This window comes from Streptomyces maremycinicus (genome assembly GCF_001184025.1).
Lineage (GTDB): Bacteria > Actinomycetota > Actinomycetes > Streptomycetales > Streptomycetaceae > Streptomyces > Streptomyces maremycinicus.
In genome coordinates this window covers 446,415-472,929 of record NZ_BBYG01000010.1, presented here as the reverse complement: position 1 = coordinate 472,929, position 26,515 = coordinate 446,415, and the positions used below count along the sequence as shown (strand labels likewise).

General features: G+C 73.0%; 22 protein-coding genes. 6 read left to right on the top strand and 16 right to left on the bottom strand.

The window, feature by feature from the left end:
• Window positions 1–382: 382 nt before the first annotated feature.
• From AOQ37_RS09685 to AOQ37_RS09670, 4 genes are all read right to left on the bottom strand, one after another.
• Window positions 383–673 (bottom strand): hypothetical protein, encoded by a 291-nt coding sequence (locus AOQ37_RS09685; RefSeq protein WP_062643262.1) that lies wholly within the window; start codon window positions 671–673, stop codon window positions 383–385.
• A gap of 150 nt (window positions 674–823) precedes the next feature.
• Window positions 824–2,116, bottom strand: a complete 1,293-nt coding sequence (locus tag AOQ37_RS09680; RefSeq protein WP_062643607.1) for an ROK family transcriptional regulator — start codon at window positions 2,114–2,116, stop codon at window positions 824–826.
• 91 nt (window positions 2,117–2,207) lie between these two features.
• The gene (locus AOQ37_RS09675; RefSeq protein ID WP_062643260.1) at window positions 2,208–3,170 is read right to left on the bottom strand and encodes a phosphotransferase family protein; all 963 of its coding nucleotides are present in this window, start codon (window positions 3,168–3,170) and stop codon (window positions 2,208–2,210) included.
• 325 nt (window positions 3,171–3,495) lie between these two features.
• Complete coding sequence (locus tag AOQ37_RS09670) at window positions 3,496–4,179, bottom strand: TIGR03086 family metal-binding protein (protein WP_062643258.1); 684 nt, start codon at window positions 4,177–4,179, stop codon at window positions 3,496–3,498.
• A 180-nt stretch (window positions 4,180–4,359) separates the two neighbouring features.
• Here AOQ37_RS09670 and AOQ37_RS09665 point away from each other — a divergent pair, with 180 nt between their 5' ends.
• Together AOQ37_RS09665 and AOQ37_RS09660 are read left to right on the top strand one after the other, a co-directional pair.
• Window positions 4,360–5,613 carry an FUSC family protein gene (locus AOQ37_RS09665; RefSeq protein WP_062643257.1) on the top strand — a complete coding sequence of 418 codons (1,254 nt, stop codon included), beginning with the start codon at window positions 4,360–4,362 and terminating at the stop codon, window positions 5,611–5,613.
• A gap of 386 nt (window positions 5,614–5,999) precedes the next feature.
• Window positions 6,000–7,274, top strand: coding sequence for a lactonase family protein (locus AOQ37_RS09660; protein ID WP_107085151.1), 1,275 nt, complete (start codon window positions 6,000–6,002; stop codon window positions 7,272–7,274).
• Here AOQ37_RS09660 and AOQ37_RS09655 read toward each other — a convergent pair.
• Both AOQ37_RS09655 and AOQ37_RS09650 read right to left on the bottom strand, forming a co-directional pair.
• Entirely contained in the window at window positions 7,242–7,967 is a 726-nt protein-coding gene (locus tag AOQ37_RS09655; protein WP_062643252.1) for a DUF2470 domain-containing protein, read from the bottom strand. The two genes, AOQ37_RS09660 and AOQ37_RS09655, sit on opposite strands and share 33 nt — an antisense overlap.
• 133 nt (window positions 7,968–8,100) lie before the next feature.
• Window positions 8,101–8,715: a TetR/AcrR family transcriptional regulator gene (locus AOQ37_RS09650; RefSeq protein WP_062643250.1), complete on the bottom strand. Its 615-nt coding sequence runs from the start codon at window positions 8,713–8,715 to the stop codon at window positions 8,101–8,103.
• Between the two features lie 107 nt (window positions 8,716–8,822).
• On the opposite strand from AOQ37_RS09650, the gene AOQ37_RS09645 reads away from it, so the two are divergent.
• Window positions 8,823–10,439 carry a cytochrome P450 gene (locus AOQ37_RS09645; RefSeq protein ID WP_234436850.1) on the top strand — a complete coding sequence of 539 codons (1,617 nt, stop codon included), beginning with the start codon at window positions 8,823–8,825 and terminating at the stop codon, window positions 10,437–10,439.
• Here the strand turns inward: AOQ37_RS09645 and AOQ37_RS09640 are convergent.
• The 10 genes from AOQ37_RS09640 to AOQ37_RS09595 all read right to left on the bottom strand — a co-directional run bounded on the left by AOQ37_RS09640 (window position 10,401) and on the right by AOQ37_RS09595 (window position 21,414).
• The gene (locus tag AOQ37_RS09640) at window positions 10,401–11,231 is read right to left on the bottom strand and encodes a pentapeptide repeat-containing protein (RefSeq protein WP_062643248.1); all 831 of its coding nucleotides are present in this window, start codon (window positions 11,229–11,231) and stop codon (window positions 10,401–10,403) included. The genes AOQ37_RS09645 and AOQ37_RS09640 overlap by 39 nt on opposite strands.
• 41 nt (window positions 11,232–11,272) lie before the next feature.
• The gene (locus AOQ37_RS09635) at window positions 11,273–12,016 is read right to left on the bottom strand and encodes a PIG-L deacetylase family protein (RefSeq protein ID WP_062643246.1); all 744 of its coding nucleotides are present in this window, start codon (window positions 12,014–12,016) and stop codon (window positions 11,273–11,275) included.
• A 28-nt stretch (window positions 12,017–12,044) separates the two neighbouring features.
• On the bottom strand, window positions 12,045–13,346 hold the full coding sequence (locus AOQ37_RS09630; protein ID WP_062643244.1) for an alpha/beta fold hydrolase: 1,302 nt from the start codon (window positions 13,344–13,346) through the stop codon (window positions 12,045–12,047).
• A gap of 277 nt (window positions 13,347–13,623) precedes the next feature.
• On the bottom strand, window positions 13,624–14,670 hold the full coding sequence (locus AOQ37_RS09625; protein ID WP_062643242.1) for a LacI family DNA-binding transcriptional regulator: 1,047 nt from the start codon (window positions 14,668–14,670) through the stop codon (window positions 13,624–13,626).
• Window positions 14,671–14,772: 102 nt separating this feature from the next.
• Complete coding sequence (locus tag AOQ37_RS09620; RefSeq protein WP_062643240.1) at window positions 14,773–16,197, bottom strand: BNR repeat-containing protein; 1,425 nt, start codon at window positions 16,195–16,197, stop codon at window positions 14,773–14,775.
• 139 nt (window positions 16,198–16,336) lie between these two features.
• Window positions 16,337–16,657, bottom strand: coding sequence for an L-rhamnose mutarotase (locus AOQ37_RS09615; RefSeq protein WP_062643239.1), 321 nt, complete (start codon window positions 16,655–16,657; stop codon window positions 16,337–16,339).
• A 40-nt stretch (window positions 16,658–16,697) separates the two neighbouring features.
• A complete protein-coding gene (rhaS, locus tag AOQ37_RS09610) occupies window positions 16,698–17,780 on the bottom strand; it encodes a rhamnose ABC transporter substrate-binding protein (RefSeq protein WP_062643237.1) in 1,083 nt (360 codons plus the stop codon).
• 34 nt (window positions 17,781–17,814) lie between these two features.
• The gene (locus AOQ37_RS09605; RefSeq protein ID WP_062643235.1) at window positions 17,815–18,807 is read right to left on the bottom strand and encodes an ABC transporter permease; all 993 of its coding nucleotides are present in this window, start codon (window positions 18,805–18,807) and stop codon (window positions 17,815–17,817) included.
• Window positions 18,800–19,900 carry an ABC transporter permease gene (locus tag AOQ37_RS09600; protein ID WP_062643233.1) on the bottom strand — a complete coding sequence of 367 codons (1,101 nt, stop codon included), beginning with the start codon at window positions 19,898–19,900 and terminating at the stop codon, window positions 18,800–18,802. The genes AOQ37_RS09605 and AOQ37_RS09600 overlap by 8 nt, the downstream gene beginning before the upstream one ends.
• Window positions 19,897–21,414: a sugar ABC transporter ATP-binding protein gene (locus tag AOQ37_RS09595; protein WP_062643232.1), complete on the bottom strand. Its 1,518-nt coding sequence runs from the start codon at window positions 21,412–21,414 to the stop codon at window positions 19,897–19,899. Before AOQ37_RS09595 ends, AOQ37_RS09600 begins: the two co-directional genes overlap by 4 nt.
• A gap of 261 nt (window positions 21,415–21,675) precedes the next feature.
• Between AOQ37_RS09595 and rhaI the strand changes: the two genes are divergently transcribed.
• The 3 genes from rhaI to AOQ37_RS09580 all read left to right on the top strand — a co-directional run bounded on the left by rhaI (window position 21,676) and on the right by AOQ37_RS09580 (window position 26,458).
• Window positions 21,676–22,836 (top strand): L-rhamnose isomerase, encoded by a 1,161-nt coding sequence (gene rhaI, locus AOQ37_RS09590; protein WP_062643230.1) that lies wholly within the window; start codon window positions 21,676–21,678, stop codon window positions 22,834–22,836.
• Between the two features lie 140 nt (window positions 22,837–22,976).
• The gene (locus AOQ37_RS09585; protein ID WP_062643229.1) at window positions 22,977–25,016 is read left to right on the top strand and encodes a bifunctional rhamnulose-1-phosphate aldolase/short-chain dehydrogenase; all 2,040 of its coding nucleotides are present in this window, start codon (window positions 22,977–22,979) and stop codon (window positions 25,014–25,016) included.
• A gap of 5 nt (window positions 25,017–25,021) precedes the next feature.
• Window positions 25,022–26,458 carry a rhamnulokinase gene (locus tag AOQ37_RS09580; protein WP_062643603.1) on the top strand — a complete coding sequence of 479 codons (1,437 nt, stop codon included), beginning with the start codon at window positions 25,022–25,024 and terminating at the stop codon, window positions 26,456–26,458.
• Window positions 26,459–26,515: the final 57 nt, after the last annotated feature.

The following is a 26,515-nucleotide window of genomic DNA, read 5'->3' as shown; positions in this document are numbered from 1 at the left end:
ACTCAGGGCAGATCCCGGTGGGCGCCGTGTCAGGCGGGTACGGCGGTGTCCGCCGCCCGCACCCCGGTGCGGGTGGCGACCGGCGGGCCCGGGACCGCGGCGGTCCCGGTTGCCGCGCCCCCGAGTCGCGGCAACCGGCCTCTCAGCGCGGCGAAGGCGACCGCGCCCGCCGCCGGCCGCAGACCGACGGCCGCCACGAGCCCCCGCTCATCGGCGAGGCCGGCTTGGACACGGGCAGCATGTTCACGAAGCGGTCGGGGCGGCCCAGGTCGTGGGCGAGGGCGGCCGCAGACGAGGGTGCCTCGACGGCCGGACGGCCGTGGCAGGAGCCGAACCCGGCCCGGGGGACGAGGGGTTGCCGACCGTACCCATGAGGCGCTCCTCAGGCGGACGGCTCGTCGGGCACGGGGTGGTCGCTCTGGCCGCGGCCCGCTTGCGCCGCGCCCTGCCGGCCGGTACCCGCCTCGTCGGTGTCGGGAACGTCGGGAGCGCTCTCCCCGTCCTCTCCGGACTCCCCCGCCTCACCGGATCCGCTCGATCCGCCGGCGTCGGCGGCTTGCTCGGGGTCGCCGATGTCCCAGGGGTCCTCTCCCCCGTCGGCCTGCTGGTCCGGCAGGTCGCGTGGGATGGGTGTGCCGTTCCCACCGGGGCTCTCGGGGCGCTGCACGGCCACGACGTCCTCCCTTCACCGTCGCGGCGCCGGGCGCGCACGACGTCGCCGGGCGCCGATCGCCCGGCCGAGCAGGCGAGTACCTCCCCGGAGATCGACGAAACGCGGCGGGGCCGGTCGGGTGGGCCGGGGGCAGCGGGCGGCGGCGAGGGGTCAGCGCGGTGCGCGGTCCTCCAGGACGGTGCGCCAGGCGGGGGCCGGGCCGACGGGGACGGGCTCGGGGCGTCGGCCGCCACGGGCGAAGAAGTCGGCGAGCGGGAGGATCGCCGCGCCGACGGTGACCGCGTCGGGGCCGAGCCGCCCCAGCTCGACGGTGACCTTCTGCGCGGGGTGGCGCAACGCGTACGCGGTCGCGTGGCGGCGGACGGCGGGCAGGAAGCGGGCGCCGAGCTGGAGTCCGGCCCAGCCGCCGATGAGGATGCGTTCGGGCTGGAAGAGGTTGATCAGGTCGGAGAGGCCCGCGCCCAGATACTCGGCAGTCTCCTCCAGCACCTCGAGCGCCACGGGGTCGGGGACCCGCGCGCCGTCCTGGGGATAGGCGGCGCCCAGCATGGCCGTCAGCGCGCTCTCCTCGTCCGCGCCCTGCGGCGGCCGGCCCCCGTGCTCGCGCCAGCGTTCCAGCAGGGCCTCGGCACCCGCGTACGCCTCCAGGCAGCCGAGGGCGCCGCACCGGCAGCGACGGCCCCGCACCCGTACGGTCAGATGCCCCCACTCGACGGCACGGCCGTGCTCCACCTCGGGCGTGACGAGACAGGCGCCCACACCCGAGCCGAACAGGACGACGACCGCGTTGTGCGCACCGCGTCCGCCGCCGAACCACATCTCGGCCTGGCCGAGGGTCTTGGCGCCGTTGTCGATGAAGTACGGCACGCTCTCCGGCAGCAGGGAGCCCTCGCGCAGCAGCGCCTCCAGCGGGACGGCGTCCCAGCCGATCGTCTGGCCGTGCACGACGGCGCCCCGTTCCGGGGTGTGCTCGATGATGCCGGGGACACCGATACCGACCCCGAGCAGCTGTTCCGGGGCGATGCCGGCGGCTTCGAGGACCTCGGCGACGCCGTCCCGGATGTGTCCGACGATTCCGTCGACCTCGTACCGTCGCTGCTCCAACGGCCTTTCCACCCGGGCGAGTTCGGTGAGGGTCAGGTCGAACAGCTCGATCCGCACCCGGGTCTCGCCGACGTCCACGCCGATCATGTGCCCGCTGGCGGGGACGACCCGCAGCAGGATGCGGGGGCGACCGCCGTCGGAGTCGACGCTGCCGGCCTCCTCGACCAGTCCGTCGGCGACCAGGTCGGCGACGACATTGCTGACCGAGCCGGAGCTCAGACCGGTGCTCGGGCCGAGTTCGAAGCGGCTGAGGGGGCCGTCGAAGTAGAGCCGCTTGAGCACGGCCGTACGGTTGGCCCGCCTCAGGTCGCGTACCGTGCGCCCGTTCCGCCCCGTCATGTCGCTCCCCTTCGCACCCTGCCCGACCTGCAACATACCCTTGCGCGCGGCGCCACGCGACTTTCCTCCAACCCTTAGTTCACGATGTGAGCTAAGAGACGTCCGCCGAGGCGATCCCGTCCAGTGCCGCCAGCAGCTCCGGGGCGACCGCCTCGCGCAGCCAGCGGTCGTGCTCCGCGCCGTACGCCCGCGGGACCGTCTCGACGAGCATGATCAGGTAGAGGTAGGCCCGGTACAGGGCGAGACGCGGCCGGGCGGACCCGTCGAACACGGCGTGCCCTCCGGCGCCGCGATAACCCTCCAGGAAGGGCGCGTCCCTCTCGATGTCCCCGAGCAGGGCGGTCGAGACGAAGTCCGCGAGCGGGTCGCCCCAGAACATGCGCTCGCCGTCGATGAGGCCGCCGATCCGGGGCGTCCCGCCGCTCCGGTCGACCAGGATGTTGCCGGGCCACAGGTCGAAGTGGACGAGACGAGCGACGGTCACCTCGTCGAGGGCGTCGTACGCGCCCCGGGCGACGGCGGCCACCTCGTCGACGGGGCGGGGCAGCCAGGCTCCGTAGCGGCGGGCATCGGCGAGGACGGCGTCGAACATCGCCGTGAACGCCGTGCGCCAGTCGGCGGCGAGCGGCCCCAAGGCGCCGGAAGGGTAACCGAAGCCGGGCCCGGCGACCCGGTGCAGCCGGGCCATGAGAGCGCCCAACTCGGCGCGCAGTCCGGCCTGTTCGCAGGGATCGAGGCAGCCGTCCCAGGGGGCTCCCGGGCACACCGTCATCAGCAGCCACTGTTCGTCGAGGGCCACGGCCCGCGGCGCCGGCACTTCGGCCCGGGCCGCCCCGCGGCAGAACTCGGCCTCCGCGGACAGCAGTCGGATCTCGTGGCTCAGGCCCGGCGCCGTGGGGGCGACCTTCAGCACGTAGTGGCCGCCGTCCGTCAGGCGGAGCTCCTCCACGGTGTTGTACGTGCCGCCGCCGAGCGGCCCCACGTGGGCCAGCAGGCCGGGCGGGAGGCCCGCCGTCTCCAGGACGCTCCGCGCACGTGCCCAGGAATCCGTCATCCCGCCCCGTTCCCTCCCGCCGGTCACCCGGCCGCGCGGACGTCCTGTCCGCGTGCCGGCCCTCCGCGATCCGCCCCGCCGGCCACGTCTCGGCGGCCGTGTCGTCGGCGCCGGACGTACGGTCCCGGTACAGGGTACGGAACCCCTCCCCGCCGCCCGGCGCCGTCCGCGAAACCGCCCCCGGAAGCCGGGGAGCGGTACGGCGAGCCGACGGCGGCCCCGGTGCGGACTCCCGGGCCGAGACGGGCTCCACGACGGACGCGTCGGCGGGCGGCGCGGAGGCCGGGCGAAGGGCCACGGGCCGCGCGCGTGCCGCCGTCTCCCCTCAGGTCGCGGGCGGGGACCAGTGCGGGTCGCGGCCGAGGAAGGCCAGCAGCGTCGCCGACCGGTCGTGGGCGTCCGGGGTCTCCCGGGCCGGGGCGAAGACCTGGTACGCGTCGCGCAGGTGGTCCACGAGGTGTTCCGCCGCCGGTGCGATCCCCGCGGCCGTCCCGGCCGGCAGGGGACGGTCCTGGCCGGTGGCCACGGCGATGTCCCAGGCGTGCACGGCGGCGTCCATCGCGGCGGCGCCGACGGCGAGGGACAGCGGCAGCGGGCCCAGCGGCGTCGGCACCTCCTCCGTGTCCGCGGGCAGCCCGGCGTACGCCCCGGCCACCGCGTCCAGTACCTTCGCCAGCTCGGCCGCCGGGTCGCCGTCCAGCGCGTCGGCCGGGTGGAACGGGTCGCTGTCGGGTCGGCCGCCGGTGAGGGCGAGGCCGTAGCCCTGCTGGTCGATACGGGCGTGGTTGAGCACCTGGCGTACCGTCCACCCGTCGCACGGCGTCGCCGCGCCCCACTGCTCGTCGCCGACCGCCGCGACCACTTCCCGCAGGTAGGCGTGCGCGCCCGCGAGGACCTCGATGTCCGGCGCACCCACCCTGTCGGCCCCGACGGCCCTGACGCTCCCGTCGGCCCCGACGGCCCCGTCCGCCGTGCCCGCCGCTTCCGCCCCGGCTGCCTCGTCCGCCATGGAGATCCCCCTCCGTTCCGCCCGCCCGGTCACTTCCCCGGCTCATGGGAACAACCTAGGCTCGCTCGCGGACAGATACGGTCCGCAATAGGGCCGATCGACCCATCCTGTCGTACTCCGCGTGTCGCGAGGTGATGAAGAGACGTTCGAGGCCGCGGGGGAAGGGGAACTGGACTGTCGATGCAAGAAGTACGTGAACGAGCGGCACCGCTCGTGCGATTGGTACAGCGCCACCGGGAACCCGTCGTCGTCCAGGCACTGCGGTCCGCCACCGCGGCGACGATCGCCTATGTCATCGCCCTGCGCCTGAGCCCCGAGGCGCTGCCCCTCACCGCACCGCTCACCGCTCTGCTCGTCGTCCAGGTCACCCTGTACGCGACGCTCACCAACGGGATCCGCCGGGTGAACGCGGTGGTCGCCGGTGTGCTCGTGGCCATCGCCTTCAGCCTCCTGGTCGGTCTGACCTGGTGGAGCCTCGCACTGCTGATCGTCGCCTCGCTGGGGGTGGGGCATCTGGTGCGGGTCGACGAGTACGTCCCCGAAGTGGCGATCAGCGCCATGCTGGTGCTGGGCGTGACCACGGTCGGGGACACGGCGTGGGCGCGGGTGGTCGAGACGCTGATCGGCGCGTTCGTCGGGCTGAGCTGCAATCTGCTGCTGCCGCCACCGGTGTGGGTGGAGGAGGCGGGCGAGTCGATCGACGGGCTGGCCCGTCGGCTGCGCCGGCTGATGCTCCGCATCGGCGAGGAGGCCGCCGGCCGGACCGCGGTGGAACAGGCGGCGGCCCGGCTGCACGAGGCGCGCCGGCTGGACCACGACATCGTCGAGGTGGACGCGGCGCTGCGGCAGGCCGAGGACAGCCTCCGGTTCAATCCGCGCGTGCGGGAGGGGCTGCTGCACCGGGTGGTGCTGCGCACCGGTCTGGACACGCTGGAGATCTGCACGGTCGTCCTGCGGGTGCTCGCCCGGACCCTCACCGATCTCGCCAAGGAGCGCGAGCCGCAGCCGCTGTTCCCGGCCGGGACCGGCGAGGTGGTGGAGCGGCTGCTGTCCGAGATCGCCGACGCGGTGGTCAGCTTCGCGGTGCTGGTGACCACGAGTGTCAGCCTCAACGCGGACGCGGCCGAGGAGCGGCTCACCGCCGAGCTGCGGCAGGCCGCGGCCACCCGCGACAAACTCGCCCAGTTGCTGCTGGAGCAGCTCCAGCACGACGCCCGCCAGTGGCAGCTGCACGGCGCGCTGCTGACCGAGGCCACCCGCATCATCGACGAGCTGGACACCGAGCACCGCACCCGTCGGCTCCTGGAGGAACTGGACCGCAACAGCCGGGACCAGCGGGTCCGGATGCCACGGCTGTCCCGGCTGCGCGAGCGCCTGGGCGTGCAGGACGAGCTGTGGCGGAAGCGGACGGGATTCGGGCGGCGCTCCTCCTGACCCGGCCCCGGGCCGGGCCGGCGTGCGGGCCCGGCAGGGAGTACCCGCCGGACGGCGGGCCGTGACCGGCAGGGGCCCGTGTGGTGGCCCGTGGCCGGGAACGGGCCCGTGACCGACAGGGGGCTCGTGACCGGCACCACCGTCGGCCCGTGACCGGCGGGGAACCCGCGCGGTGGCCCGTGACCGGGGGCTCGTGGCCGGCAGCGGACCCGTGACCGGCACCGCCGTGGGCCCGTGGCCGGCAGCGCCGCTGCGGACCGGCGGGGGACCCTCCGAGGTCGTCGGCCGGGGCGGGTCCCCGTCGGAGGTCCGCTTTTGCGTTCGACGACGGGTCCGGGTCAAGGTGGCTGTCACGGCGGAGGCGTACGACGACCTGAGGTGCGGGCATGGGCAGTGGGACGGAAGCGGCGCACCGGGGATCCCCCCGGCCCGGGCCGGGCCGGGAACCCGGCGGAGGCTGGAGCAGACGCCGCTTCGTCGGGGTGCTCGGGGGCGCGGCCGTCGCGTCGGCCCTCACCGGCTGCGGCGACGAGGGTGAGCCGGCCGCGGCCCGGGACTCCTCGGGGGCCGCGTCGCCCGGCCGGCCTGCGTCGTCGGCGGCGCCCGCACCGGAGGCCTCGCGCGGTGCCACCGGTCCGCGCCCCCTCTACCTCGGCACCTACACGTCCGCCGAGGGCGGCGGGAAGGGCATCGAGGTCGCCTCGTACGACCCCGTCTCGGGGCGCGTCACCGGCCGGGGCACGATCACCGGCGTCCCGGACCCGTCGTATCTCGCGGTGCACCCGGACGGCACGACGCTGTACGCGGCGGACGAACGGGAGCGGGGCGCCGTGACCGCCGTGCGGCTGTCCGACGAGAAGGTGCTGGGCAGCCGGACCACGGGCGGGACGCACACCTGCCATGTGTCGGTCCATCCGGGCGGACGGTGGCTGCTGAGCGCCGACTACGGCTCGGGCAGTGTGACGGTCCACCCGATCGAGGCCTCGGGGGCGCTCGGTGAACGCACCGACCGGGTGACGCACCGCCGCCCGGCGCCCCGGTCGGGCCAACAGGGGCCGCACGCACACCAGTTCATCACGGCTCCGGACGGCGGCCATGTGCTCGCCGTCGACTTCGGCACGGACACGGTGTACAGCTACCGCCTGGACGAGCGGGCCGGGACGCTCACGGAGGTCGCGCAGGCGCACACCCGGGCGGGCGCCGGTCCGCGCCATCTCACCTTCCATCCCGGCGGCCGGTACGCCTATCTCGCCGACGAGGCGGACGACACGGTCTCGGTGTGCGCGTACGAGCCGTCGAGCGGCCGGCTGACGATCGGGAGGCCGCAGTCCACGGGCTCCAGGGCGGCCACCAACTATCCGGCGCAACTGGCGGTCACCCCGGACGGCGCTCACGCCTTCCTCGCCAACCGCGGGGACAACACCCTCGCCCGCTACGCGGTGGAGGCTGACGGGGCCCGGCTGCGGCTGCTCGGCACGGTGCCGGTGGAGGGCGACTTCCCCCGGCAGATCGCCCTGTCGCCGGACGGCGGCCTGCTGTTCGCCGCCAACCAGCGCTCCGGCACGGTCAGCGTCTTCCGGGTGGACGGTGCCGACGGCGGGCTGCGGCTCGCGGGCGAGCCGTTCGCGTCACCCGTCGCCGTCTGCGCGCTGCCGCTGTAGGGCGCGGGGGCAGGAGGCGGCCGCCGCCTGGGTGAGCAGGACGTGCATGCGCTCGGTGAGCTGGCCGACGTCGTCGGCGGGCGCGTGGAAGGGCAGGCGTACGTCGCCGTGGGCGCGGGCGCGCTCGACGCGCAGGGTCAGCCCGTGCCGGTCGACGGCGAGCGGCTGGACACGGACGGCACCGTGCAGGCTGTCCGGCCGGACGAGCCGGGTGAGCCGCTCGACCGCGTCGGGATGGGCGTCGGCGAGATGGGTGAGCAGATGCGCCTCGGCGGTGGCCAGCGGATCGGGCCCGGCGGCGGCGAACTCCTCGAGGTCGACGACGACCGCGCCGCTGGGCTCCTTGAGCACGATGCGGGTGGCGTGGAAGGCGAGATGACCGTCCTCGGGGCGGAACCAGCCGGCCAGCCAGAGCCGGGCGCGGATCCGCCCCCGCACGGGCACGGGTGCCACGTCCGCGAACTCCAGCACGGCGGACGGCTCGCCGCGGGGCGCGAAGATCGCGGCCGTGAGCAGGGCGCTGTCCTCGGGCACGTGCAGGATCACCCGGCCGTCCTCGTCGACGGCGTGCGCGCCGACGAACTCCTCGCGCCCTCCGTCGGCGGTCACCGCGCAGGACCACGATGCCGCGAGTACCGAACGGGCCCGCTCGGCAGCGGCAGGCACGGCCGCCCAGCTTTGGCTGTCACCCATCCCAAAACCTCCTTAGGTAAGCCTTGCCTAACCTATCGGAGATCCGGGTGTTCGCCAACCAGGACAGCGACGCGCGGGACCCGCGTCTCGACCGCCGGACCTCGGGGGTGGGGCCTCGACGGCCCCGCGCCGGTCACGCCGGGCCCGCGATGACCCCCAGCAGCGCCCGCGCGCACAACTCCCCCACCTGCTCCCGCGACAGGTCCGACCCCCGCAGCCACTCCAGGCAGACCGCCGTCGTGAACGCCAGCCAGCCGCGCACGGCCAGCCGTACATCGGGGCGCTCCTCGAAGACCGGGCCGAACTCCGGGTCGGCGCCGAGCGCGGCCAGGATCTGCCGCTCCTGGGCCGCGAGCGCCCGCCGGTAGACCCGGCGCACCGCCTGGTCACCGGAGGCGTCGGCCCGGTGGAAGGCCCGGTAGCCATGGGCGTGGGCCGCCACGTACGCCAGATAGGCGTCGAGGCCGGAGGTCAGCTGTTCACGGACCGGGGCGCCGGGAACCGCCGCCGTCATCCGCAGCATCCGCTCGCTCTCGCGCTCCACGACCGCCGCGAAGAAGTCCCGCTTGGTGGGGAAGTAGTGGTACAGCAGCCCGCGGGAGACCCCGGCGATCTCGGCGACCTGCTCGATCCACACGTCGTCGTACGGGCTCTCCGAGAACAGTCGCGCGCCGACCGACAGCAGCTGCTCCCTGCGCTCCTCGGTGCTGAGTCGGCGCCGGGTGCGCTCCCCCTGGTTCGCGGCCATCCCCGCACTCTACTTGACGCCGGTTCAACAGCGGCAGCAGACTGAGGCCGCTGTTGAACCCACGTACAACACGCTCAACCTGCCGCTGCATCGAGGGAGATCGCGTCATGGCGGAGACGACGGGGACGACGGGCACCGCGCGGGCGCCGGGGACTGCGGCAAGGCCGGGTGGACCGGCCGCGGCGGGGCCCGCGGCCGGGGGCGCACTGCCGAAGGGGTTCCGCAGCGCGGAGCTGGGCTGGCCCGAGCTGGAGCGCATCCCGCACCCCCCGCGCCGGCTCCCCCTGCTCGGCGACGTGCTGGGCGCGAGCCGCCGCACCCCCCTCCAGGACTCACTGCGGTACGCCGGGCAACTGGGGCCGATCTTCCGCCGCAAGGCGTTCAACCGGGAGTTCGTGTTCGTCTGGGGCTCCGCGCTGGCCGCCGACATGGCGGACGAGACACGGTTCGCCAAGCATGTGGGGCTGGGCATCGCCAATCTGCGGCCCGTCGTCGGGGACGCCCTGTTCACGGCGTACAACCACGAGCCGAACTGGCAGCTGGCGCACGACGTCCTGGCTCCGGGGTTCAGCCGGGAGGCGATGGCGGCCTACCACCCGATGATGCTGGACGTGGCGGAGCGGCTCACCGGCCACTGGGACCGCGAACTGGCCGCGGGCCGGGCCGTGGACGTGCCCGGCGACATGACCAAACTGACCCTGGAGACGATCGCCCGCACCGGCTTCGGCCACGACTTCGCGTCCTTCGAACGGGACCGGCCGCACCCCTTCGTGACGGCGATGGTGGGCACCCTCACCTACGCGCAGCGCCTCAACACCGTGCCCTCCCCCGCCCTGCTGCGGCGGGCCACGCGCCGTAACGAGGCCGACATCGCCCATCTGAACCACACGGTCGACGAGCTCGTGCGGGAGCGCCGCGCCGGCGGCGGCGGGGACGGCGACCTGCTCGACCGGATGCTCGAGACGGCCCACCCGGACACGGGTGAGCGGCTGTCGGCGCAGAACGTACGCCGCCAGGTCGTCACCTTTCTGGTCGCCGGCCACGAGACCACCTCGGGCGCGCTCTCCTTCGCCCTGCACTACCTCTCCCTCAACCCCGGGATCGCCGCCCGCGCCCGAGCCGAGGTGGACCGGGTGTGGGGGGACGCGGCCGTGCCCGGGTACGAGCAGGTCGCGAAGCTGCGTTACGTCCGCCGGGTCCTCGACGAGGCGCTGCGGCTGTGGCCGACGGCGCCCGCGTTCGCGCGCGAGGCCCGGGTGGACACCGTGCTGGGCGGGGAGCACCCGATGCGGCGGGGCGCCTGGGCGCTGATCCTGACGGCCATGCTGCACCGCGATCCCGAGGCGTGGGGGCCGGACGCCGACCGGTTCGACCCCGACCGCTTCGACGCGGCGGCCGTACGCGCCCGTCCCCCGCACACCTTCAAGCCGTTCGGCACCGGGGCGCGGGCCTGCATCGGACGGCAGTTCGCGCTGCACGAGGCCACACTGGTGCTCGGGCTGCTGCTGCGCCGCTACGAGCTGCGGCCGGACCCGGCGTACCGACTGCGGGTCACGGAGCGGCTGACCCTGATGCCGGAGGGGCTGCGGATGCACCTGGAGCGGCGCACCCGGACGTCCGCGCCGACCGGGACACCGGCGCCGTCCGGCGGGCCGGCCGACCGGGAGGGCCCGGCGACGGCGCCCTCAGGGCCGCGCTGTCCAGTGCGCGGGGCGGGTGACTGACTCGGGCAGCCTGGTGGCCGCGCTCCCCCGGGCCGCGTTCAGCTGCGGCTGGGTCAGGAAGAACGCGCCGGTCAGATCGGCGTCGGCGAGGCCGGTGTCGCGCAGGTCCGCGCCGATCAGATCCGCCCCGCGCAGATCGGCGCCGGTGAGGTCGGCGGCGATCAGACAGGCGCCGCGAAGGTTCGCGCCCCGCAGGTCGGCGCCCCGGAGCCGGGCGCCCATCAGATCGGCGCCCCGGCGCTCCTTCCTGCGCCCCCGGACACCGGCCCGGACCAGTTCGCTGGTCTTCAGCAGCAGCACGTTGACGTCCTGGCGGTGCGCCGGGACGTCCAGGCCGACCAGCTCCGCCGGGGCCAGCCGGGTGAGGTCCTCGGTCTTCGCCAGGGCCCGGCGCAGATCGTCGTGGACCGGGTGGGCGGCGGGCAGGCCGAGCGCCTCGGTGAGATACCAGAGGAGTTCGTGGAGCTGCCGGACGACCGGGAACACCTCGGACATGAGGCGGGCCTCCCCGGGCGGGGCGGTACGGCGGTCCCGGCCGCCGAAGGTGAGCTGCGAGACCTTCTGGCCGGCGCCGAAGCAGTCGTAGACCGTGCAGCCGGTGAAGCCGCTCTGCCGCAGCCGCGCGTGGATCCCGCAGCGATGGTCCGCGCCCAGGTTGGGGCACTCCCGGCCCGCGGGCTTGTCGATCGCGAAGTCCGCGGAGCGGGCGAAGGGCAGGGCCACGCAACACAGGCCGAAGCAGTTCTCGCAGTCGCCGCGCAGTGTGGTCCGGTCCGCCGTCTCGTCTCGCATGCCGCACAGCCTACGCACGGGATACGGGCCGACCTGCCCGATTATCGGGCGAACAGCTCGAACGCGACCGCCGGGCGGCCGCCGAACCGTTCGCCCACCGACTTCGCCACCCCGGTCAGGAAGCCCCGTACGTAGCTTTCCGGTTCCTCGTCGGTCAGCGCCCCGATGTAGGCGCGGTGTTCGAGCAGCGAGCCGACCGCCCGTTCAAGTCCCGCCGAGGCGTCCACGGCGTGGGTGCGCGTCGCGGAGCCGGCGACCGCGACCCAGCGCACGCCGTTCCAGGGCTCCAGGCCCTGTTCGGCGAGTTCCGGGAAGATCCAGCGGTTCCCGGCGTCCCCGGCCGCGTCCAGGGTGGCGCGGCCGACCGCGACATGGTCGGGGGTGTTCCAGGCGACCCCGCCCCAGGTGTCGCGGTGGTTGAGGGTGATCACCAGTTCGGGGCGGTGGCGGCGGACAGCGGCGGCGATGTCGCGCCGCAGGGCGGGCCCGTACTCGACGACGCCGTCCCGGTGGTCCAGGAACTCGACCGTCGACACCCCCACCACGGCCGCACTGGCCCGCTGCTCCCGCTCGCGCAGCGGACCGCACTCGGCGGGCGCGAGGGTGTCGATGCCCGCCTCGCCCCGGGTCGCCAGCACATAGGCGACCTCGCGGCCGGCGTCGGTCCAGGCGGCGACGGCGGCGGAGCACCCGTATTCGAGGTCGTCCGGATGCGCCACCACGGCCAGGGCGCGCCGCCAGTCGTCGGGCATGGGCTGGAGTTGGGTGGTCGTCGGCTCGGTCATGCCCGCAGACTAACGCGTGACGAACCCGTCACACCTCGTCACGGACGAGAGCCAGCAGCCGGTCCAGGACCCGGGGGCCGCCGGCCCGGACGCCGTCGTGTTCGAACTCGTCGGTGACCCAGGTGCGCAGGCCGCGGACGGCACGGGCGGTGTCGAGGGAGTGCGCGGTGTCGACGTACAGGTCGTCGTGGTAGACCGCCGCCGCGACCGGGACCTCGTTGGCGGCGAGGCGCGCCGCGTCGTACAGGGGCGGCCAGTCGGTACGGGCGGCGAGGAGTTCGGCGGTCTCGCGCAGCGGGCGCAGCGCGGGGTCGGTGTCGAACATCCAGGGGTGGATGGTCTCGCCGGTGAGCAGCAGCGGCCCGTCGCCGGTGAGCGTCTTGGCCGCGTCGAACTGCGGGAACTCTGCGCGCACCCGTTCGGCGGCCCAGGCGGTGGGCCGGCTGTCCTGGCCGTAGACCGCCTCGTGGACGAGGGCGTAGAGAGGGTGTCCGGCGAAGGAGAGGTGGTTCTGCATCTCCTCCTGGAAGGCGTCGGACAGCGCAGGGCCGTCCGGGGTGGGGACGAAGGCCTCTTCGAGGAGGTGGTGCAGGCGGTGGCTGCCCTCGCCGCCGCCGAGCAGGATGCCGAGCGTCTGGAAGGCCTCGACGGTGAGCCGGTGGCCGTTCGGGAGGGTCACCTCGTGGTGGAGGAGGTGGTCGGCGATACGGCGGACGCGTTCGACGTCCTGCGGGTAACGGGCGTAGTGCGCGGCGACCTTGCGCTCCATGCGCGGGTAGGCGGCGCGGTACACGTCGTCGGCGTGCGCGTCGAGCGCGGGCAGACCGCCGGTGATCAGGGCGGCGGCGAGACCCTCGGGGGCGAGGGAGAGATAGGTGAGCGTGCAGAAGCCGCCGAAGCTCTGGCCGAGGACGGTCCAGGGGGCGCCGCCGGTGATCTCACGCCGGATCAGCTCGCAGTCGCGGACGATCGAGTCGGCGCGGAAGTGCGTCAGATAGTCGGCCTGTTCGGCCGGACCGCCGCGCAGCGGGAGGGTCTGCCGGTTGGCCGGGGTGGAGTGGCCGGTGCCCCGCTGGTCGAGGAGCAGGACGCGGAACTCCTTCAGCGCGCGCCCGAGCCAGGCCGGCCGGCCGATGAAGCGGTTGGCGCCGAAGCCGGGGCCGCCCTGGAGGTAGAGCAGCCACGGCAGGTCCTGGTCCGCCTTCTCGCTCGCGACGACCTCGCGGGCGTAGAGCCCGATCGTCTCCCCCCGCGGGTCGGCGTGGTCGAGGGGCACGGTGAAGCGTCGGTCGGTGAGGACCACGCCGGGCTGGCGGTAGCTGACGGACAACGGAGGCTCCCGGGACGATCGGTGTAAGGGCCGCGTCCCAGTTCAGCACATGTCCGGGCGGTACAGGAGCCCGGGGGATCATGAACAGCTACTGAACGGGCACTCAGCACCGTTACTGAACGGCCGCTCAGCCGCTGGATCTCCGCTCGGCGCGCCGGGCTCGGCCGCTGGACCGCCGCTCGGCACGCCGGGCTCGGCCGCTGGACCGCCGCTCGGCACGCCGACCCGGCCGGTGGACCGCCGCTCGGCGCGCCCGGCTCGGCCGCCGGACCGCCGCTCAGCGCGACGAGAGGCTGGACCTGCGCACCACCAGCTCCGGCTGGAGCACCACCCGCCGGTGTTCGTGCCGGGCGGCGCCCGCCCCTCCCGTCCCCGCCGCCTGCGCCTCGGTCTCCTCCAGCAGCATCTCGGCGGCCAGGGCGCCCATGGTGACGGCGGGCTGCCGGACCGATGTGAGGGGGACGGCCGCGGCGGCCGCGAACTCGATGTCGTCGTAGCCGACGATGGCCAGATCCTCCGGGACCTTCACCCCCGCCGCGTACATCGCCTGGAGCACGCCGAGGGCGAGCAGGTCGTTGGCGCAGAACACGGCGGTCGGGCGGCGGTCGCCGAGGCCCAGCAGACGGGCGCCCGCGTCCCGCCCGGCGGCCACGTCGAGCCGCTCGGTGGGCAGCTCGCGCAGGCACTCCGGGCCGAGGCCCGCCTCGGCGAGCGCGTTCAGGGCTCCGGTACGGCGGTCGCGGACCTGGGTGAAGCCGGGCGGACCGCTGACGTAGGCGATCGAGCGGTGTCCGGCGTCCACCAGATGCCGTACGGCGAGCGCGCCGCCCGCCACGTCGTCCACGGACACCGAGCACTCGGTGGTGCCCTCGGAGACCCGGTCGACGAGGACGAAGGGGATGCCGTGGCGGCGGAACGAGGCGATGTTGCGGCCGGTCGCGTCGGCCGGGGTGAGCAGCACGCCCCGCACCCGCTGCTCGGCGAAGAGCGACAGGTACTCGGCCTCCTCGCCGGCGCTCTCGGCGCTGTTGCAGACCATCACACCGAGCCCGGCGTCACGGGCGGCCCGCTCGGCACCGCGGGCGACGTCCACGAAGAACGGGTTGCCCATGTCGAGGACGAGCAGCCCCATGATCCGGCTGCGTCCCGCGCGCAGCTGCCGGGCGGACTCGCTGCGCACGTAGCCGAGCCGGTCTATCGCCGACAGCACGCGCGCCCGGGTCTCGGTGGCGACGGTGTCCGGGCGGTTGATGACGTTCGAGACCGTGCCGACGGATACTCCGGCGGCACGGGCGACGTCCTTGATTCCCACCGGCTGGGCCATCAGGCGGGGACCTCCAGGTGAACGGGATACGGCGGGACGGCCTTCACATTACCGTCACCCCGCCGCACCCCTTTCCGAGTACGGATACGGGTCGGATGCGGGTCATGCGGGCAGTGCGAAGTCGACGACGTGGAGCGCCGAGGGGGTCGTCCCGCTCGACTTCTCCTGATACATGATCGACAGGGTGTTGTCGGCCTTGACGCGCAGTTCGTCGATCACGACCTCGCCGAAGGCGTTGAGGCCGCTGCCGTCGAAGAGCACCCTCCAGTCCGTGTGGCCGGAGGCCTTGGAGGCCCCGGCTATCCGGCCGAAGGGGAAGATCGCGTACGCGTTGTCGTACTTGTCCAGGACCAGCTTGGTGCGCTGGCTGGAGCCGAGGACCACGGGTATCTCCGTCTTCTGCCAGCTCCCGGAGGAGTTCTTGCGCAGATGGAAGGCGCGGCCGTCCGCCGTGCGGTCGCGGACGTAGTCGGTGGTGCACTGGCCGAAGCGGCCGGGCACGTAGCTGATGATCGCGTGCGGGAGGCCGGTGGAGTCGGTGGCCTGGCTCTCCTGGTTCATCAGGGAGTGGTCGGGGCCGAGCGCGTCCACCACGAGTCCGGCGTCCGTGACGGCGACCTTGTCGGAGCCGCCCGTGGTGCCGACGACGGCGCCCGCGTCGTTGCGCCAGGTGCGACCCCGGTCGGCGGAGTGGACGTAACCGGTGTCGTGGTTGGTGATGCCGCCGCCGGAGCACATCACCGCGCCGTTCTGCTCACGCCAGGTGAAGAACGCGTGCAGCCGGCCGTTGACGTCGTAGTCGATGCCGTGCAGATACATGCTGCGGACCGTCGAGGTGCCGTGCTCGCTGGTGTAGGTGCCGGTGGAGCCGGACCACTCGCCGAGGTTCGTCCAGGCCGAACCGTCGTACTCCGCGAGGGCGTTGCGGCCGTCGCCGGAGACGCCGACCCGGTAGCTGAGCTGGAGTCGGCCCTCGGGGGTGGCGATGAACTGCGGGTAGGTGAACCGGTCGGTGAGCGCGAGGCCGTCGAGGGTGGTCTGTACGGCGCCGAAGACGGACGACGTCCAGGAGGTGCCCGCCGGGTCGTCCAGGAGTCCGGCCACCGACTTCACGTAGAAGAAGCCGTCGCTGTGGGAGTCCATGGTGAGATGCAGACGGCCGTCGGTCTTCGAGACGCCCATGGAGATGACGTTGTGCGAGTCGTCGGCCTTGAGACGGTGCGCGAGGGTGACGGTGGACCAGGTGGTGCCGCCGAGGACGCGCCGGGCGACGACCGCGTACCTGGTGGAGGTGTACCAGGCGGCGTACTGGTGGCCCTTGTAGGTCAACAGGCCGTTCTTCTGGAACGAGTTGTTGTTGACCAGGCCGTCGTAGGACACGAAGAAGACGGCCGCGGCGTCGAGTCGGCCGGTGGCCTTCCTGGTGACCGAGGGGCCGGGGGCGGCCGCGCGGGCGGTGCCGGCGGCGAGGGCGGGGGACGCCGTGGCGCCCAGGAGGGCGCCGGCCAGCAGGGTGCGTCGTCTCATCTCGGAGGACTCCATCGTCTGCGAGAGCGGGAAACGGAGGGAGAGGGGGACGGAGGGGACGGGGAGCGGAGAGGAGGGGGCGGGGACCGGACGGGGCGGGGACGGGGCCGGGGCGGGGACGGGGCCGGGGCGGGGGGTGTCAGGCGAGGTGGAAGACCTCGGTGAGGGGCTTCATCGCCTCGTCGGGCCGGGCCCCGTCGAGCGACTCGAAGAACGGCGCCATCTCCGCCTGCCAGCGGGCGTTGACGCCGGTGGCCTCCATGCCGGCCTGGGCGGCGGCGAAGTCCTCGGTCTCCAGATAGCCGACGAGCAGGCCGTCGTCTCTCAGGAAGAGGGAGTAGTTGTGCCAGCCGGTGGCCGAGAGAGCGTCGAGCATCTCCGGCCACACGGCGGCATGGCGTTCGCGGTACTCGGCGAGCCGGTTCTGCCGGACCTTGAGAAGGAAACAGACACGCTGCATGAAGTACCGCTCCTGTGCGGGGAGTCGAAGCTACCGGGGACTAGAAGTTGAACTGGTCGATGTTCTTGGCGTCGAACACGGTCGGCTTGCCGAGGCTGATCACGCCGTCCTTGCCGATGGTGTAGGTGGTGCCGCCGGCCTTGAAGGTCTCGCCCTCCGCGCCCGTGATCTGGCCCGAGACCAGCGCCACCGACGTCTGCGCGGCCAGCGCGCCGAGCTTCGCCGGGTCCCACAGCTCGAAGGCGTCGACGGTGCCGTTCTTGACGTAGGTGCGCATGTCGTTCGGCGTGCCGAGGCCGGTCAGCTTGACCTTGCCCTTGTACTTGGAGCCCGACAGGTACTGGGCCGCCGCCTTGATGCCGACGGTGGTCGGGGAGATGATCCCCTTCAGGTTCGGGTATTCCTGGAGCAGGCCCTGGGTCTGCTGGAAGGACTTCTGGGCGTCGTCGTCGCCGTACGCGACCTTGACGAGCTTGATGTCCTTGTACTTGGCGTCCTTCAGTTCGTCCTTCATGAAGTCGATCCAGGTGTTCTGGTTCGTCGCCGTCTGCGCGGCGGACAGGATCGCGATCTCGCCCTTGTAGCCGATCTGTTCGGCGAGCAGCTGAACCTCGGTACGGCCCAGGTCCTCCGCGGACGCCTGCGAGACGAAGGCGTTGCGGCAGTCGGGGTTGGTGTCCGAGTCGTAGGTGACGACCTTGATGTCGTTCTTCATGGCCTGCTTGAGCGCGGTGCACAGGGCGCCCGGGTCCTGGGCGGACACGGCGATCGCGTCGACCTGCTGCTGCGTCAGCGTGTTGACGTAGGAGACCTGTCCGGAGGTGTCGGTGCCGCTGTTGGTGCCGACCTCCTTGTAGCTGGAGCCCAGCTCCTTCAGAGCCGCCTCGCCGCCCTTGTCGGAGGTGGTGAAGTAGGGGTTGTTGACCTGCTTGGGCAGGAAGCCGACGGTCAGGCCCTTCTTGGTGGCCGCGTTCGGGTCGGCCTTGCCGGCGGAGGCCGCGGCGCCGGTGCTCTCGTTCTTCACGTCCTCCTTGGTCGTGCCGCCGCAGGCGGTGGCGGCGAGCGCGAGGGAGGAGACGGCGGCCAGGGCCGCACAGGCACGACGGAGGGATGACTTGCGCATCACGGGGTTCCTTTACGAGGTGAGCGAAGCGGGGTTAAGCCGTCGGAGTCGGGGCCGTGGCTCTACGGCCCGCCCGTGCGACGGAGATCTGCCGTGCGACCCGGGGGCCGAGCACGGAGACGACGAGCAGGACGCCGGTGACGACGATCTGCGACTGGGCGGAGACGTCCTGGAGGCTCATGACGTTCTGCGCGGCGCCGAGCAGGAAGACTCCCGCGACGGCACCGCCGAGCGTGCCCTTGCCGCCGTCGAAGTCGATACCGCCGAGCAGGACGGCCGCGATGACGGAGAGTTCGAGGCCGGTGGCGTTGTCGTAGCGGGCGCTGGCGTAGTGCAGGGCCCAGAAGATGCCGGTGAGGGAGGCCATCAGGCCGGTCACCGTGAACAGGATCAGCTTGTGCCGCCGGACCCGGATGCCGGCGAACCGGGCGGCCTCCTCGCTGGCGCCGATCGCGAACAGCGAGCGGCCGAACGGGGTGGCGTGCAGCACGACCACGGCGATCGCGAGCAGGACGACGAAGGGCAGGAAGGCCTGCGGGAGGAAGGTGTCCCCCAGCCGGCCGGCCGCGAAGTCCAGGTACTGGGTGGGGAAGTCGGTGACCGCGTCGGAGCCGAGCACGATCTGCGCGATGCCCCGGTAGGCGGCCATGGTGCCGATGGTGACGGCGAGCGAGGGGAGCCCGAGGCGGGTCACGAGCAGACCGTTGACCAGCCCGCACACCACACCGAGGAGCAGGCAGATCGGGATGATCGCCTCGATGGTGAGGCCCTGGTTCCACAGGGCGCCCATCACCGCGCCGGACAGTCCGGCGGTGGAGGCGACGGACAGGTCGATCTCGCCGGAGACGACCAGCAGGGTCATCGGCAGCGCGATGAGCGCGATGGGCAGCGTGTTGCCGATGAGGAACGACAGGTTGAGGGCGTTGCCGAAGCCGTCCACGAAGGAGAACGAGAACAGCAGCAGGACGATCAGGAGGGCGCCGACGACCGTGTCCCAGCGGACGGCGCGGGTGAGCGACTCAGGCATGGCCGGCGTCTCCCTTCTTGACGGTGGGCTTGGCGGAGGCGGGGGTGGCGCCGGTCCGGGCCGCCGCCGACTTCTTCTTCAGCGCGGCCGCCACCCGCAGGGCGACGATCCGGTCGACCGCGATGGCCAGCAGCAGGAGCACGCCGTTGATGGCGAGCACCCAGACCGAGCTGACGCCGAGCGCGGGCAGGACGCTGTTGATGGAGGTGAGCAGCAGGGCGCCGAGGGCCGCGCCGTAGACGCTGCCGGAGCCACCGGTGAAGACGACGCCGCCGACCACGACCGCGCTGACGACGGTGAGTTCGTAGCCGTTGCCGGTCCCGGAGTCGACGTTGCCGAACCGGGCCAGGTACATCGCCCCGGCGAGGCCGGCGAGAGCGCCGCAGAAGGTGTACGCGGCGAGGATCCGCTTGCGGACCGGGATGCCGGCCAGCCGGGCGGCCTCCGGGTTGGAGCCGAGCGCGTACAGCTCGCGGCCGCTGCCGAAGTGCTTGAGGTAGTACGCGGTGGCGACGAGGACGGCGAGCGCGATGAGCGCCAGCCACGGCACCGCGGACACTCCGCCGGAGCCGAAGTCGACGAAGGAGTCGGGCAGGTCGGCGGCGGTGATCTGGCGGGAGCCGACCCAGATGGAGTCGATACCGCGGATGATGTACAGCGTGCCCAGGGTGACGACCAGGGCGGGCACCTGACCGAGGCTGACCAGCAGGCCGTTGAGGAGCCCGAAGCCGACGCCCAGCAGGACCGCCAGCACGATCGCGATCACCGGGTTGCCGCCGCCTTGCAGGTACGTGCCGGCGGCGAAGGCGCTGATGCCGAGGGTGGAGCCGACCGACAGGTCGACGTTGCGGGTGATGACGACCAGGGACTGACCGGTGGCGACCAGCACCAGGATGGTCGCGTTCAGCAGCAGGTCCTTGATGCCCTGCTCGGACAGGAACTCGCTGTTGCCGGCCTGGGTGACGGCGATCATCACCAGGAAGACGACCAGGATGGCGAGTTCGCGCATCTTGAAGACGCGGTCGACCAGCCGGGTGCCGCTGGACTTGGGCACCTCGGCGACGGGGGCCTCGGGGGAGGTGGTCACCGTCATGCGGCTGCCCTCCCGGTGGCTGCGGCCATCACGGTTTCCTCGGTGGCTTCGGTACGGGGGATCTCGGCGGCGAGCCTGCCCTCGTGCATCACCAGCACGCGGTCGGCCATGCCGAGGATCTCGGGCAGGTCGGAGGAGATCATCAGGACGGCGACCCCGTCGGCGGCCAGCTCGCTGAGCAGCCGGTGCACCTCGGCCTTGGTGCCGACGTCGATGCCGCGGGTCGGCTCGTCGACGATGAGCACCTTGGGGCCGGTGGCCAGCCACTTGGCGAGGACGACCTTCTGCTGGTTGCCGCCGGACAGCGTGTTGACGGTGTCGGCGATCCGGGCGTACTTGACCTGGAGCTTGACCGCCCAGTCGAGGGAGCGGCTGCGTTCGGCGCCACGGTCCATCAGGCCGGCCTTCACGGTCGTCCGCAGGCCGGTCAGGCCGATGTTGCGCTCGATGGACATGTCCATCACCAGGCCCTGGGCCCGCCGGTCCTCGGGGACCAGCGCCAGGCCGGCCGCCATCGCGGTGGAGGGGGCGCCGTTCGTCAGCCGGCGGCCCTGGACCTCCACCTCGCCGGCGTCCCAGCGGTCGATGCCGAAGACGGCCCGGGCGACCTCGGTGCGTCCGGCGCCGACGAGTCCGGCGAGTCCGACGATCTCGCCGCGCCGTACCTCGAAGGAGACGTCGGTGAAGACTCCCTCCCGGGTCAGCCGGCGGACGCTGAGGGCGACCTCGCCCGGGGTCACGTCCTGCTTGGGGTAGAGCTCGTCGAGGTCGCGGCCGACCATCCGGCGGACCAGGTCGTCCTCGGTCATGTCCGCCAGTGGCTCGCTGGCGATCCAGGCACCGTCGCGCAGGGTGGTCACCCGCTGGCAGATCTGGAAGATCTCCTCCAGCCGGTGCGAGATGAACAGCACCGCCGCGCCCTGTTCCCGCAGGGTGCGCACGACGCCGAACAGCCGGGCGACCTCGCTGCCGGTGAGGGCGGCGGTCGGCTCGTCCATGATCAGGACGCGGGCGTCGAAGGAGAGCGCCTTGGCGATCTCCACGATCTGCTGGTCCGCGATGGACAGGCCGCGCGCCGGGCGGTCGGGGTCGAGTTCGACGCCCAGGCGCCGCATCAGGTCGGCGGTGGCCGCGTGGGTGGCCTTGTGGTCGATGCGGCCGAGTGCGCGCCGGGGCTGGCGGCCCATGAAGATGTTCTCGGCGATCGACAGGTCGGGGAAGAGCGTGGGCTCCTGGTAGATCACGGCGATACCGGCGTCGCGGGCGTCGCCGGGGCCGTGGAAGACGACGGGTTCACCGTCGAGCAGCACCCGGCCCGCGTCGGCCCGGTGCACTCCCGCGAGGGTCTTGATGAGCGTGGACTTGCCCGCGCCGTTCTCGCCGGCGAGGGCGTGCACCTCGCCGGGGAACAGTTCCAGGGAGACGCCCCGCAGGGCGCGAACGGCGCCGAAGGACTTGGTCACGTCCTTCAACGCCAGCACCGGGGCCGGTCCCGCGTCGGACGGGTGAGTCATAAATGGCTCCTCGACGACGCCTGGGACAGGCCCTCACAGCGTCGTGAAAGGTTTCAACTGGATTGCCGGGACGTTAGACATCCCGGCCATGTCACGTCAATGGGTACGTCTCGAAAAGTTTTCGATAGCCGAAGGTCACGCGCCGGTCACGGAGAACGAAGCAGGCCGGAGGGCTTGACACTCTTCTCGGAGCCTCATAGCTTCCCCTACTGAATCGTTTCATCCGGGAGTTGTTCCGGACCGATGTCACAGGAGCCCGAAGTGACCGACCTCGCCGCGGTGAAGGCCGCGCTGAAGACCCAGGCCGTCGAGACGCCGTCGTGGGCGTACGGGAACTCAGGCACCCGTTTCAAGGTGTTCGCCCAGGACGGCGTACCGCGCACCCCGCAGGAGAAGCTGGACGACGCGGCGCAGGTGCACCGCTTCACCGGCGCCGCCCCGACGGTGGCCCTGCACATCCCGTGGGACAAGGTGGAGGACTACTCCGCACTTGCGAAACATGCCGAGGACCGCGGCGTGAAGCTGGGGGCGATCAACTCCAACACCTTCCAGGACGACGCCTACAAGCTGGGCAGCATCTGCCACCCGGAAGCGGCGGTGCGGCGCAAGGCGCTCGATCATCTGCTCGAGTGCGTCGACATCATGGACGCGACGGGCTCGGCCGACCTGAAGCTGTGGTTCGCCGACGGCACGAACTACCCCGGCCAGGACGACCTCCGGGAGCGGCAGGACCGGCTCGCCGAGGGCCTCTCCGCGGTGTACGAGCGGCTCGGGGACGGGCAGCGGATGCTGCTGGAGTACAAGTTCTTCGAGCCCGCCTTCTACTCCACGGACGTGCCGGACTGGGGCACGGCCTACGCGCACTGCCTCAAGCTCGGCCCGAAGGCGCAGGTCGTGGTGGACACCGGGCACCACGCGCCCGGCACCAACATCGAGTTCATCGTCGCCACGCTGCTGCGCGAGGGGAAGCTCGGCGGGTTCGACTTCAACTCGCGGTTCTACGCGGACGACGACCTCATGGTCGGTGCCGCCGACCCGTTCCAGCTGTTCCGGATCATGTACGAGGTGGTGCGCGGCGGTGGGTTCACGTCCGATGTGGCGTTCATGCTCGACCAGTGCCACAACATCGAGGCGAAGATCCCGGCGATCATCCGGTCCGTGATGAACGTGCAGGAGGCCACCGCGAAGGCGCTGCTGGTCGACCGGTCGGCGCTGGCCGCCGCGCAGGCGTCCGGCGACGTGCTGGAGGCGAACGCGGTGGTGATGGACGCGTACAACACGGACGTGCGTCCGCTGCTGCGTGAGGTGCGGGAGGAGTCGGGGCTGGACCCCGACCCCATGGCCGCGTACCGGGCGTCCGGGTACGCCGAGAAGATCGTTGCCTCGCGGGTCGGCGGGGAGCAGGCGGGGTGGGGCGCATAAGCGTCCGCCGTCACCCGTCCGCCGCGGACCGCGGGCCCGTCGTGGCCGGTCGCGCCCGCGCGGCGGGAGCCGCGACGCGACACCGCCCCGCGCCCCTTCGGACACCCCCCTCATCCGCGTTCGAGAAGTAAGGAATCCGCATGACCACCCACCCCGAAGCCGCCGCTCTGCTCGGTCGGTCCCATCGGCTCGGCGCCGATCCGCGCAACACCAACTACGCCGGCGGCAACACCTCCGCCAAGGGCACCGACACCGACCCCGTGACCGGCGGGGACGTCGAGCTGATGTGGGTGAAGGGGTCCGGTGGGGACCTCGGGACACTCACCGGGGCGGGCCTGGCCGTGCTGCGGCTGGACCGGCTGCGGGCGCTGAAGGGCGTGTACCCGGGCGTCGAGCGCGAGGACGAGATGGTCGCCGCGTTCGACTACTGCCTGCACGGCAAGGGCGGAGCGGCGCCCTCGATCGACACCGCCATGCACGGACTCGTCGACGCGGCCCACGTCGATCACCTGCACCCGGACTCCGGGATCGCGCTCGCCTGCGCGGCCGACGGGGAGAAGCTGACCGCCGAGTGCTTCGGTGACAGCGTGGTGTGGGTGCCCTGGCGGCGGCCGGGCTTCCAGCTGGGGCTGGACATCGCCGCCGTGAAGGCCGCGAACCCGCAGGCGATCGGCTGTGTCCTCGGCGGCCACGGCATCACCGCCTGGGGCGACACCTCCGAGGAGTGCGAGCGCAACTCGCTGCACATCATCCGGACCGCCGAGACCTTCCTCGCGGAGAAGGGGAAGGCCGATCCGTTCGGGCCGGTCCTCGAGGGCTACGCGGCGCTGCCCGAGGACGAGCGCCGGGAGCGGGCCGCCGCGCTCGCGCCGTACGTGCGGGCCATCGCCTCCCAGGACCGCCCCCAGGTGGGGCACTTCACGGACTCCGACCCCGTGCTCGACTTCGTGGCGCGGGCCGAGCACCCGCGGCTCGCCGCGCTCGGCACCTCCTGCCCGGACCACTTCCTGCGCACCAAGGTGCGGCCGCTGGTCCTGGACCTGCCGCCCACCGTCGCGGTCGAGGACGCGGTCGCGCGGCTGAAGGAGCTGCACGCCGAGTACCGCGAGGAGTACGCCGCCTACTACGGCCGGCACGCCGACGCCGACTCGCCCGCGATGCGCGGCGCCGACCCGGCGATCGTGCTGGTCCCGGGCGTGGGCATGTTCTCCTTCGGCAAGGACAAGCAGACCGCGCGCGTCGCCGGCGAGTTCTACGTCAACGCGATCAACGTGATGCGCGGCGCGGAGGCGGTGTCCTCGTACGCGCCGATCGAGGAGGCGGAGAAGTTCCGCATCGAGTACTGGGCCCTGGAGGAGGCCAAGCTCCAGCGGATGCCCGCGCCGAAGCCGCTGGCCACCCGGGTGGCCCTGGTCACCGGTGCCGGCAGCGGGATCGGCAAGGCCATCGCGCACCGGCTGGCGGCCGAGGGCGCGTGCGTCGTCGTCGCCGATCTGAACGCCGAGAACGCGGCCGCCGTCGCCGAGGAGCTCGGCGGCCCCGACAGGGCCGTCGCCGTCACCGTCGACGTGACCTCCGAGGAGCAGATCGCCGGCGCCTTCCGGGCCGCGGCGCTCGCCTTCGGCGGGGTCGACCTCGTCGTCAACAACGCCGGGATCTCGATCTCCAAGCCGCTGCTGGAGACGTCGGCCCGCGACTGGGACCTCCAGCACGACATCATGGCCCGCGGTTCGTTCCTCGTCTCGCGTGAGGCGGCGCGGGTGATGATCGCGCAGGAGCTGGGCGGCGACATCGTCTACATCGCGTCGAAGAACGCCGTCTTCGCCGGCCCGAACAACATCGCCTACTCCGCCACCAAGGCCGACCAGGCCCATCAGGTCCGGCTGCTGGCGGCCGAGCTGGGCGAGCACGGCATCCGCGTCAACGGTGTCAACCCGGACGGCGTGGTGCGCGGGTCGGGCATCTTCGCGGGCGGCTGGGGCGCCCAGCGGGCCGCGACCTACGGCATCGAGGAGGAGAAGCTCGGCGAGTTCTACGCCCAGCGGACCATCCTCAAGCGTGAGGTGCTGCCGGACCACGTCGCAAACGCGGTGTTCGCGCTCACCGGCGGCGAACTCACCCACACCACCGGACTGCACGTCCCCGTCGACGCGGGTGTGGCGGCCGCGTTCCTCCGGTGACGGCCGTGCGGTCGTACGCGGCGGTCGACCTCGGCGCGTCGAGCGGGCGCGTCATGGTCGGCCGGGTGGGCCCGGACTCACTGGAACTGGTGGAGGCACACCGCTTCCCCAACCGGCCGGTCCGGGTTCCCGAGGGGCTGCGCTGGGACGTGCTGTCCCTGTACGCGGGGGTGCTCGCCGGGCTGCGGTCGGCCGGTCAGGTGGACTCGGTCGGCATCGACAGCTGGGCCGTGGACTACGGCCTGCTCGACGCCGACTCGGCGCTGCTCGGCAACCCGGTGCACTACCGGGACGCCCGCACCGAGGGCGTCGCCGAGAAGGTGTGGGCGACCGTGCCGGCGGCCGAGCTGTACGCGGCCACCGGCCTCCAGTACGCGCCCTTCAACACCCTGTACCAGCTGACGGCGGCCCGCGGCACACGCCAGCTGGAGCACGCCCGGCGCCTGTTGCTCATCCCGGACCTGCTGTCCTACTGGCTGACGGGCGAGCAGGGCACGGAACTCACCAACGCCTCCACCACCCAGCTGATCGATCCCGCGACGGGCGACTGGTCGTACGACGTGGCCTCCCGGCTGGGCATCGACCTGGAGCTGTTCGCGCCGCTGCGGCGGCCCGGCGATCCGGCGGGGCTGCTGCGGGCGCAGGTGCTGGAGGAGACGGGCCTGACCGGGCCCGTGCCGGTGACGACGGTCGGCTCGCACGACACCGCCTCCGCGGTGGCCGCCGTCCCGGCGACCGGCGAGCGGTTCGCCTACATCTGCACCGGCACCTGGTCGCTGGCCGGCCTGGAGCTGACGGCGCCCGTGCTCACCGAGGAGAGCCGGGCCGCCAACTTCACCAACGAGCTCGGTCTCGACGGCACGGTCCGCTACCTGCGCAACATCATGGGGCTCTGGCTCCTCCAGGAGTGCCTGCGGGCCTGGGGCGACCCGGATCTGGGCGGGCTGCTGCGGGAGGCTGCCGCCGTGCCGGCGCTGCGCTCGGTGGTGGACGCCGGGGACGCCGCCTTCCTGGCGCCCGGGCGGATGCCGGAACGGATCGCCGAGGCGTGCCGCGCGTCCGGACAGCCGGTGCCCGTCTCGCCGGCGGAGATCACTCGGTGCATCCTCGACTCGCTCGCCCTCGCCCACCGGCGGGCCGTCGAGGAGGCCCAGCGGCTCGCCGACCACCCCGTGGACGTCGTCCACATCGTCGGGGGCGGCACCCGTAACGCGCTGCTGTGCCAGCTCACCGCCGACGCCTGCGGGCTGCCGGTGGTGGCCGGTCCGACGGAGGCCGCCGCCCTCGGCAACGTGCTCGTCCAGGCACGGACGCACCAACTGGTCGGCGACCGTGCCGATCTGCGCCGGCTGCTCGCCCGTACGCAGCCCCTGACGCGCTACACGCCGCGGGGCGACGCCGGGCGGTGGCGCGAGGCGGAGGCCCGGCTCGCCACGCGGTGAGCCGGGGTCTCCCCCGGGCCCCCGCACCGGACTAGTCTGCACTCATCCGATGACCTA

Excerpts from the sequence above, each read along its gene's own strand:
- AOQ37_RS09680 (WP_062643607.1), bottom strand. The coding sequence starts at position 2,116 with ATGACGGGGCGGAACGGGCGCACGGTACGCGACCTGAGGCGGGCCAAC.
- AOQ37_RS09675 (WP_062643260.1), bottom strand. The coding sequence starts at position 3,170 with ATGACGGATTCCTGGGCACGTGCGCGGAGCGTCCTGGAGACGGCGGGC.
- AOQ37_RS09670 (WP_062643258.1), bottom strand. The coding sequence starts at position 4,179 with ATGGCGGACGAGGCAGCCGGGGCGGAAGCGGCGGGCACGGCGGACGGG.
- AOQ37_RS09665 (WP_062643257.1), top strand. The coding sequence starts at position 4,360 with ATGCAAGAAGTACGTGAACGAGCGGCACCGCTCGTGCGATTGGTACAG.
- AOQ37_RS09660 (WP_107085151.1), top strand. The coding sequence starts at position 6,000 with ATGGGCAGTGGGACGGAAGCGGCGCACCGGGGATCCCCCCGGCCCGGG.
- AOQ37_RS09655 (WP_062643252.1), bottom strand. The coding sequence starts at position 7,967 with ATGGGTGACAGCCAAAGCTGGGCGGCCGTGCCTGCCGCTGCCGAGCGG.
- AOQ37_RS09650 (WP_062643250.1), bottom strand. The coding sequence starts at position 8,715 with ATGGCCGCGAACCAGGGGGAGCGCACCCGGCGCCGACTCAGCACCGAG.
- AOQ37_RS09645 (WP_234436850.1), top strand. The coding sequence starts at position 8,823 with ATGGCGGAGACGACGGGGACGACGGGCACCGCGCGGGCGCCGGGGACT.
- AOQ37_RS09640 (WP_062643248.1), bottom strand. The coding sequence starts at position 11,231 with ATGCGAGACGAGACGGCGGACCGGACCACACTGCGCGGCGACTGCGAG.
- AOQ37_RS09635 (WP_062643246.1), bottom strand. The coding sequence starts at position 12,016 with ATGACCGAGCCGACGACCACCCAACTCCAGCCCATGCCCGACGACTGG.
- AOQ37_RS09625 (WP_062643242.1), bottom strand. The coding sequence starts at position 14,670 with ATGGCCCAGCCGGTGGGAATCAAGGACGTCGCCCGTGCCGCCGGAGTA.
- AOQ37_RS09620 (WP_062643240.1), bottom strand. The coding sequence starts at position 16,197 with ATGAGACGACGCACCCTGCTGGCCGGCGCCCTCCTGGGCGCCACGGCG.
- AOQ37_RS09615 (WP_062643239.1), bottom strand. The coding sequence starts at position 16,657 with ATGCAGCGTGTCTGTTTCCTTCTCAAGGTCCGGCAGAACCGGCTCGCC.
- rhaS (WP_062643237.1), bottom strand. The coding sequence starts at position 17,780 with ATGCGCAAGTCATCCCTCCGTCGTGCCTGTGCGGCCCTGGCCGCCGTC.
- AOQ37_RS09605 (WP_062643235.1), bottom strand. The coding sequence starts at position 18,807 with ATGCCTGAGTCGCTCACCCGCGCCGTCCGCTGGGACACGGTCGTCGGC.
- AOQ37_RS09600 (WP_062643233.1), bottom strand. The coding sequence starts at position 19,900 with ATGACGGTGACCACCTCCCCCGAGGCCCCCGTCGCCGAGGTGCCCAAG.
- AOQ37_RS09595 (WP_062643232.1), bottom strand. The coding sequence starts at position 21,414 with ATGACTCACCCGTCCGACGCGGGACCGGCCCCGGTGCTGGCGTTGAAG.
- AOQ37_RS09585 (WP_062643229.1), top strand. The coding sequence starts at position 22,977 with ATGACCACCCACCCCGAAGCCGCCGCTCTGCTCGGTCGGTCCCATCGG.